Raw genomic sequence first — 7,245 nt, forward strand, 5'->3', positions numbered from 1 at the left:
TGTCCTCAAGCCTTTGCCTAAATGGGTTTATCGAGAATGCTGCAAGATCTGAGTTGAAGAAGCTGCTAAGAGAACTGGTAACTTTTACTTAAACGTTTGGACTGATAAGTAGTCTACTGGAAACAGGTTCGCCTCTAATTTTGCAGCGATAAACTGCATCAAAACGATAATCATTATCGCTTCTCCAATACAGCATTGCTGGCAACTGTCCTTCAGGGGGATTAGCAAATTTTGGTTCCTTATCCTCAGTATATTTGGTTACTTTAGTTTGCTCATCGTAATTAAAATCTACTAGGTTGTCGTTACCCTGTTTCAGTCCTACCTGGTTGAGATACTTTTGACCAGCATCCTTCCCTTTCCCCTGGGCTTCTAAGACTTTTCTTTGGGCACTGAAACCTTGCTTACCCGCAGTTGCTTCACGCCAAAGCTGATCTATCTTGTTTAAATCTGCACAGGAGAAGCTTTTCCATTCGGTTAAGTCAAAATAACCCTGCTCTATTGATTTTTGACCTGCAACTTGTATCATTACCCTAAAAGTTTCTTCATCTGACGCTTTCAAATTACGCTCTTTCAAATGCTTTTCGAGCTGAGTGTAATTTCCTTTCAAAGTCTCTTGAGTTGGTGATGGCGACGGTCGTGGATCTGGTTTCGGTATAATACCAGTCACAGTAATAACTGCAACAGCGACTGTAGCGAGCCCTCCACTTATAAGTAGCCACTTCCTTGAGGATTTAGAAGGGGAAGGCACTTTTGAAGTAGCAGGGTTTGTTGGAAGCTCTGAAGGGCTTTCCTCCTTGAGCACTGGATTTGGTTCTGGAGTTTTATGGTGTGGAAACTTGTAGTCTGGAGAAACGACCCCAAGCGCGATCGCCCAACTTGCAACTGCCCACTGCGCTGAACTTTCCTCCAACCCTAAGCTGTCATGCATACGCATAACCAGGTTGCTGAGCACTAGTTCGGGGAAAGCTCCTTGTGACTGAGATAGTGTTTGTGGAATCTGCTCTTTAACAGCACTAACTAGGAGATTAATTTCTTTTCTGTGATCACCACAGACATCTTTCAGAAGACTCTCACATAGCTTGGAGTCTTCTGCGATTCGAGGATGATTCCCAATAAGTTCACAAATCTTCTGTCTCGGTAGTTCATTCACAAGCTATCTGTCCTTAGCACTTCTCTTTTAATTGTGATATATGAACGTTTATCAACTTTCTGGTATTCCTGCACCTGATTCGTTGTTCTTACCTTCAGATGATTTGACCGATCTGTCTACACAGCCCTTTAGATTCTTTAGCTGTGTGTTAATTAGTTTAGTAGAAGACGGTTCTGGAATTCTGTTGAGTCCTTTTAAGCATCCTTCTAAATTCTTCGTCTTATTTTCTAAAGCACTTGTCTTATTTTTTAATTCTTCTAATTTCTTCTGGTTATTATTTGTGGCTAAATTTGTGTTTTCAGCAGTCTGTGAAGCACCCTTGCTTGATAGCAGATAAAATCCTAGAGCAACACTCGATAGACCAACCAAAATTGAAATTCCCAAGCCTACAGACAGTAAAGTAATCTGATTTTTTAATTGCCTAACTTGGCTTCTGAAGTTGCTTTCAAGACTTTTTAAGTCTGCGACACGTTCCTGCGACCTGGTCATAGTTTCTTCTGGTATGTGTGGTGGTTGTGTAGATGTTAGATGCCGTGCAATCTCATCATTGTTTTCTGGTAGTAAGTAAATAATCCCTAAAGTGATGTCGTCACCACTCCCATCTCGGGATGCTTCTTCAAGAATGGCTGGCAGTTGTTCAGCAACCTGACAAAGCCCTTCCTCTTTAATCATTTCACTGTAGTCGGGACCAACTTGCAAAAAGTCGATATCAGACTTGAAGGAGTTAGCATATCCGTCAGTTGAGAGCAGGATTAGATTTGGTACTACTCCTGCTTCAACTGGTGCGATATGTACTCGAACATCTTGCCAAGAGTTACGGGTACAGAGTGAAGTGGTTTCATTTGCTATCAACCGCTTGTCTTCTGGCAAAGGTCTGAAAACACGCTCATTCGATCTGACACACAGAATGTCTCCATCTCCAAGCTGAACATAGAGAATAAAAGAGTCTGCGAGTAGCACAGCCAGAACCGTTGCCCCATATGCAAGAATAGGGTTACCCGTCACATTCTGTACTGCCTCTTCTCCATCTCTAGCTAGTAATCTCTGCCATTCCTGTTCCTGAAAAGGGTTAGACTCCCAGTGAGAAGTGATTGATTGCCGCCAGTTCTGCACCAGCATTTTAGGAACCTGTTGCTGTGCTATCTCGGTCAATCTTGCTAAGTCAATGGAGTGAGTCTGCACATTCTGTTGGAACTTATCCAGCACTTCTACAGCCACTCGAGCAGCATACTGAGAGCCAACGTTACTGCGAAAATTTGCAGGACTCCCATGCCCATCGGACACTGCTAAGATTAGAGGCGGTCCAACGTCGGAATTTGGCGTTGCCCAATAAATAGAATCTTGGTTGGGCAGTCCATTACGCAGGTGAGATGATCCCCGGACAGTTCGCCCATTGCAACACCATCTCATTTGGTTTCTCTGGTTCACCGGACTATCCTCTACCAAACATCATCAATACTCACCGTGGAATTAGATTGCGCTGGTTGAATGATGGGAACATTTCTACCAGGTGAAGACTGGCTGATTCTTTCACTGGGTGGAGAAGAGACAGCTTTCAGTACCGCTGTGGAAGCCCATTTGATATGCTTAACCAACGCCTCAGGATTATTAGCAGCAAGCGGCTTTAGTTCTGAATGCCCAATAAATTTTTGTAAAACTTCATAATCGGCATCTCGACCAATCGCGATCGCAATGCGAACAGCTTTCTTTCCCCACGGTCGCTCCATCAAGACCGCTAGCCCTTGCTCAAAGTCGTCAACAGGCTGTCCATCTGAAACTAGTACAAGCACTGGTGGTAAAGCTCTGTCTGGCATAGAAGAAGACTCCAGTGCTTGCGCTACGAGCCTCATAGCTTTACCCATGTCTGTAAGTCCTTCCGCTTTTAGATCAGCCCACTTGAAGGTTTCGACAGGCGTTGGTTCTTGAACGTGCCATTCAGCGCCAGTAGAGAATCTAACAACTCGAATCATCACTTTGGCGTTTGGGTTATCTGCCGCGACTTGTCGCATATGCGGGATAACTTCTTTGATTGCACTATTAAGCGCTTGAATTTTCTCATCAACCAGCATAGAACCGGAGCAATCACAAATCCAGATAAAATGAAGCGGTCGTGCTGATAGTTCACCACCTGGTCGTTTAGGCTTATTCATGTCCTCTTTGGTAACGTTCCCTGCTCACTCTATGAATCTCAATCAATAGTCACTTTCAGCAGTTGTTGCTCCGGAGGGTTCAAATAAATATTTCCTTAAATTTATAAAGTGACACGATGTACAACTGATTTGCCCTCATCCCAACTCGGGGTCGAGCCGCTATAGAGGCAAAAAGGTGCCAGATGACCGAGAGGCTTTGCCTGGGCTGAGTTTGAGAAAAGCAATGATCCGTCGATCTCCAAGCCCTTCTGCCCAAGGGCGCAGAAGTGCCACGTGAAATAAGGATTTCAGCCGCTGCAAACGGGCAAAAACGCCGCTGTACTACCCACTTTTGGCCAAAATTAGTCCAGAACGAGTCCATAGCCACTAGTACACCCCCAAAAACCGGGTTCTCTTTGACCACTCACTGCCCCCTCTTTTCACTAACTGATCGTGGCCAATGCCTGGTCAATCATTGTGACCTACGATCCAGCATGATGAGAGTGCAGGTTTTTGGAAGTGAAGCAGCATGGCGAAACAGAAGACGATCGAACCCCTGATAGGCACGGCGCTACTGCAGAAGGTAAAGACGTTAGCGACTCTGAGCAAGACCCAGAAAGCGAAAGCCTGCGGTTATTACACGGCGACGAAGGGTGGTGGGGAGCGCGTCAACCTGCTGCAGTTTCTGAAAGCTTTAATTGAAGCGGAAGGCATCACGCTGGACGGGGTCGCTGCTGATGGCGGTCGGGCTGGACGCCGTGCGAGTTACCGGATCGCAGTGCAAGCGAATGGTCATTTGTTAATCGGCGCAACCTATACCCAGCAAATGGGGCTCCAGCCGGGTGATACGTTTGAGTTGGTGCTGGGACACAAACACATGCAGCTCAAACAACTGGACCCAGTCGATTGAAGCATGACAGCCGGTTCGCTGCCAAGCGACGCAGCAGACCCAAGCGCCTTGATGGCTGGCAGCCAGAGACAGTAGAAAAAAGACAGCATCAGTATGCATTTACTAGATATGGGGCTAGAATCTGTAGTTAAATCTAGCTGTAGCGTTGGCTACTCAAGCAATGGGAATTTGCGAACTCAGCTTTCGTTCAACTCGCCCCTTTGACAGTCTTCCTTTCTATGCCCACCAGATCGATTTACTGCAAGCGGTCTCACCCAGTGATTTGGCTGCGGAGTTGGGACGTTTAGCCAATCGCTTGCGCAGAGAAACTGGACAGGCAGTTCTGACCGGCGGTTCGGGGCGACTATTGAGTGCATCCCCTTTAACAACCTGCGAGACGTTTCAGGTTTTGACCGTCGAAGCCGTTGATTTAGTCGATCCTCACTACAACGCCTCGCTCAAGCAACTCGTCAACCGAGCTATAGTGCAGTACTTTGAGCAACGAGACTTCAAGGTGAATGCCTATGCGCGTGAAGCGTTTGCCAAGAGTTCTACCGTCCTTTCTGGCGACATCGAAGCCCAACGTTATTTACGCTGGGACCTTCGACTTGACGAGCAGAAGTACGTTTTTCTCTCTATTGATTACAGTAATGAGTACCACGATCGCCTCAATCTTCAAGACCGCGGCTCTGACTCTATCCCCTTCGATCAACCGCTGGTCCAGACCTATGACAGTAAAACCTGTCGTTTCGTCGGACCAGCTGACTTCACCGTTGCCACTCCCTTACCCAGCTTAGGCAACATTAACGTACTTGAGTACCACCGTCGTCGAGGCACTGTTGCTGCCACTCTGCTTGAGACCATCCCTCCCGACACCAAAGCTGTCGAAGTCAACTATGGCTCACACGGCAAAGATGTCATCTACTCCCACATCCCACAACTGCTGCGCAAAGCCTTTACCCGCGATGATGTGGATAGCAAACAATTCAACGCCCAGGTCTGGCCAATTGATCGACGCTTTAAGCAAGCCATTGAGGCGATTACCCGTCTCAACCAGGCGGGTGGACTCAGCGTCTTAGAGCAGTGCATCACCTTTAACCCAGATCCTTACGCGCCTTCTCCCCAAATCAACTTCGTGCAGCATGCAAGCGGCACGGGGTATGAGCAGAATCTTGATTTTGGGAATGCAGTCTGGGGAGCCTATCCAGCTCAGGGCTTACAGCGTCAACAGCTCTTAGAGAGGCCAGCGCAGATCCAGGCAGTCGTGTTTTATCCCCAGGGAGAGGACATTCAGGCTTGGGGCCGAGGCGTAACACAATACTTTGACAGTTTTGCCATCAAGCTGACGTTGTCTGAGTATCGCGCTTACCCACTAGAGAACAGGCTCGACCTGCAACGGCAGTGTCGTCAGCTAGAAGGGTTTGACTTGGCCTTCATGTGCGTTCCTGATCAGGAGCACTATCGCAACCGGCCAGACGCTGACCCTTACCCGGTTTTGAAGCGTGAGTTCATGCAGCGCGGATTGCCCTCTCAAGGCATTGAACTCAGTACGATTCGCGATCGTACTCGCAATAGCAATGACAACCTCCTTTTAGGAGTGTTGGGGAAACTAGGCTATAGCCCCTGGCAGTTGCGGCGGATGCCAGGCACAGCGCAAGCCTTTATGGGTCTAGATGTTGGACGCAAAGAGGGGCGAGCCGTCGGCGCAGCGACCTTTGTCGTGAACCAACAGGGCAAGGTCATTGGTTGGTCTGCCACCGATTTCCAATCGCATCGAGAAACTTTCAACTCTGAAGTGCTTCGGCGCGCAGTCTTTGGTCTGGTTAACCTGTTTGAGGAGCAAGAGCAAGCCCCGCTCACCCATTTAGTGATTCATCGGGATGGTCTGTTGCAAGCAGATGAACTTAGGCTGTTGGAAGGACTAGTGCCAGCACTACAAGACGCTGGTGTACAGCAGATCGATGTCGTTGAAATCATCAAATCTGGCTACGATCGCGCGGGGCAATGGAATGAAACCACGCAGGCATGGGAGAACCCGCAACGAGGCTGGTCTTGGTCCTATTCTGACGTGGAAGCGGCAGTGATGACGACCGGTGTTAGAGAGATCAAAGGCAGCAAGAATTTTGTGCCGCGCCCCATCAACATCCGCCGCCGCCTTGGCAACACTCAAATCGGCATCCTGGCTGCTCAAGTTTATTGGTTGAGCGAAATGCATGTCGGTTCGACTCAAACCGTGCGACTACCCATCACGACTTATTACGCTGATGCTGCCGCTGAGTGCGCGTTAGCAGGGTTGCTGCCCACCGGGGTACAAATCGCTCGTAGTCTGCCCTTTCTCTAGCTGGACTAGGAGCTAAACAACATCAGGGGCGATCGACCCTCTTTGAATCAGGGCTGATCGATTGGAAGTAGGAAAATAGACCGTGGATGTCATGAGCCATGCGACGTCATTACCAGGTGATGGAGTCAAAGCCATGCTGTCGAACGAGATTAAGTGCCATCGTTCGCACAAGCGCGAAATTGGTGAGAGCATGGCCATCGCATAAAGGAGCTTGGTCTTCTTTGAGTACCACATCTTTGACCCAATGGAGGCGATTTTCCATGTGCCAGTGTTGGCGAATGTGTTGGGCAAAACCTGCGGCATGGCGTTTCTGTAGAAAATAGACCAAAACCAACAGTAGGGTAGCTTAGCAAGACAACGCATAGGTTTTGATTCAGTCCCTTTACTAAGGGAACGTCTCCTCTGAACCTAGCGATCTTTCGCTGCCTAATCCGTAAATATACAGTGGTTTTCAAGAATAGCAACTGTTAGATTTGAGTTGTTATAAAACTATTAGTTTGATTCTGCTGTCACCAGCTGAACGCCTATATCCAGAGGTTTTCAGGATAAAGCCTAAACTATAGTTCTTGTCGACACAATATTGATCTTAGGCTTCGGAAGCAGAGATCAGGTCTTAGAGATCTGATCTCTGCTTTTTTTGTGGCTTTAGTCACAATTAATAGCACTAAGCAAGTCTAAGCAAGTGGGAGCATGTCACTTTTTCTACAAGCAATTATGCTTAGTTGCAAGGCAATGG

General features: G+C 47.8%; 6 protein-coding genes. 2 read left to right on the forward strand and 4 right to left on the reverse strand.

Annotation, left to right across the window (positions count from 1 at the left end; genetic code table 11):
* Window positions 1–88: 88 nt before the first annotated feature.
* From AC5JLP_RS02030 to AC5JLP_RS02040, 3 genes are read right to left on the reverse strand one after another with little or no spacing between them, the layout of a single operon-like run.
* Complete coding sequence (locus AC5JLP_RS02030; protein ID WP_496066227.1) at window positions 89–1,150, reverse strand: GUN4 domain-containing protein; 1,062 nt, start codon at window positions 1,148–1,150, stop codon at window positions 89–91.
* A 51-nt stretch (window positions 1,151–1,201) separates the two neighbouring features.
* Window positions 1,202–2,560: a PP2C family serine/threonine-protein phosphatase gene (locus tag AC5JLP_RS02035; RefSeq protein ID WP_496066232.1), complete on the reverse strand. Its 1,359-nt coding sequence runs from the start codon at window positions 2,558–2,560 to the stop codon at window positions 1,202–1,204.
* Between the two features lie 29 nt (window positions 2,561–2,589).
* Window positions 2,590–3,300, reverse strand: a complete 711-nt coding sequence (locus AC5JLP_RS02040) for a vWA domain-containing protein (protein WP_496066228.1) — start codon at window positions 3,298–3,300, stop codon at window positions 2,590–2,592.
* A gap of 508 nt (window positions 3,301–3,808) precedes the next feature.
* Here AC5JLP_RS02040 and AC5JLP_RS02045 point away from each other — a divergent pair.
* Entirely contained in the window at window positions 3,809–4,189 is a 381-nt protein-coding gene (locus AC5JLP_RS02045) for an AbrB family transcriptional regulator (protein ID WP_496066229.1), read from the forward strand.
* 160 nt (window positions 4,190–4,349) lie between these two features.
* Window positions 4,350–6,509, forward strand: coding sequence for a Piwi domain-containing protein (locus tag AC5JLP_RS02050; RefSeq protein ID WP_496066230.1), 2,160 nt, complete (start codon window positions 4,350–4,352; stop codon window positions 6,507–6,509).
* Between the two features lie 109 nt (window positions 6,510–6,618).
* On the opposite strand, the gene AC5JLP_RS02055 is transcribed toward AC5JLP_RS02050, so the two are convergent.
* Window positions 6,619–6,837 carry a transposase gene (locus tag AC5JLP_RS02055; protein WP_496066231.1) on the reverse strand — a complete coding sequence of 73 codons (219 nt, stop codon included), beginning with the start codon at window positions 6,835–6,837 and terminating at the stop codon, window positions 6,619–6,621.
* Window positions 6,838–7,245 lie beyond the last annotated feature (408 nt).

The organism is Stenomitos rutilans (genome assembly GCF_059505485.1).

Excerpts from the sequence above, each read along its gene's own strand:
- AC5JLP_RS02050 (WP_496066230.1), top strand. The coding sequence starts at position 4,350 with ATGGGAATTTGCGAACTCAGCTTTCGTTCAACTCGCCCCTTTGACAGT.
- AC5JLP_RS02045 (WP_496066229.1), top strand. The coding sequence starts at position 3,809 with ATGGCGAAACAGAAGACGATCGAACCCCTGATAGGCACGGCGCTACTG.
- AC5JLP_RS02040 (WP_496066228.1), bottom strand. The coding sequence starts at position 3,300 with ATGAATAAGCCTAAACGACCAGGTGGTGAACTATCAGCACGACCGCTT.
- AC5JLP_RS02035 (WP_496066232.1), bottom strand. The coding sequence starts at position 2,560 with ATGAGATGGTGTTGCAATGGGCGAACTGTCCGGGGATCATCTCACCTG.